Genomic DNA, 1,300 nt, shown 5'->3' with positions numbered 1-1,300 from the left:
TCGAATTCAATCGCACCCGATAATCTCGGCAGGCGGGACTTCTGGTCAGCGACTTCAGGGTGGGCATTGAGAATATCGCCAAGACGGCTCATCGAAATGCCCACCTGCTGGAAATCGTTCCATAGCTGTGCCAGACGTAAAATAGGCTGAGAGACCTGCCCCGACAGCATATTGAAGGCCACTAATGCCCCGACGGTTAGCTGGTTATCAATCACCAGGCTTGCACCAAACCACATGATCAGCGCTGTCACCAGTTTGCTGATGAGCGTGATACCGGCATTGGCAATCGTCGAAATATTGGTCACGGATAACCCGGCGCTGACGTATCCGGCTAACTGCGCATCCCATTTGTGGATCCAGCGGGGTTCAACAGCCATGGCTTTGACGGTATCAATATTGCTGATGGTCTCCACCAGAAAGGACTGGTTTTCGGCTGATTTATTGAATTTCTCATCGAGACGACGGCGCAGAGCCGGTGTAAAGACCACGGATAAAAAGACATATAACGGAATAGAGGCGATAACAATCAGTGTGAGGGTCACGCTGTAGCTGAACATCACCGCCAGGAAGATGAACGAAAATACCACATCCAGCAGAACCGTAATGGCGTTACCGGTCAGAAAGGAACGGATATTCTCCAGCTCACGGACACGTGCGACGGAGTCCCCCACCCGGCGGCTCTGGAAATAGGCAATGGGCAGATTGAGCATATGGCGAAACAGCCGGGCACCCAGCTCCACATCGAGCTTGCTGCTGGTGTGTGCAAAGACCCAGGAGCGAATAGCGGTGAGGATGACTTCAAAAATGTTCGCGGCAATCAGCCCCACGGCCACCACGTGCAGGGTTTTCATGGCATGGTTAACCAGCACCTTGTCCATGACCACCTGGAAGAAGAGGGGGGTGACCAGACCAATGAGCTGAAGTACCAGCGATATCAGCAGCACTTCACCAAAGATACGGCGATATTTAATTAAGGCAGGAATAAACCAGGTAAAGTCGAATTTTGCCAGTGCGCCACTGAAATTGGCTTTGCTGGCGAAATAAATCATTTCCCCGGTCCATTGCGTGAGCAGATCCGCCATGTCAATAAATTCAGGGGGGGAATTTTCATGCTGAATAAGCATGCGTGGCTTAGGATCACCTTCGTGATTATTCCCCGGGTCGTATTTTGCGACAATAAAAAAACGGCCATCCTGATGCTGTGCCACTGCGGGCAATGACGCTTTATCCATTCGGCGAATATCGGGCTGAACCACCTTTGTTTTTAAACCTAAAGATTGTGCGGCCAGTAATATCGCCT

Annotated in this window: 1 protein-coding gene; it reads right to left on the bottom strand. The window is 51.2% G+C overall.

The window, feature by feature from the left end; genetic code table 11:
• The coding region (locus M977_RS23735) for an ABC transporter transmembrane domain-containing protein (RefSeq protein WP_245163549.1) at positions 1-1,300 on the bottom strand (1,300 nt) is incomplete at both ends.

It is taken from the genome of Buttiauxella gaviniae ATCC 51604, assembly GCF_001654835.1.
Classification (GTDB): Bacteria; Pseudomonadota; Gammaproteobacteria; order Enterobacterales; family Enterobacteriaceae; genus Buttiauxella; species Buttiauxella gaviniae.
This window is presented reverse-complemented; position numbering and strand designations above follow the sequence as displayed.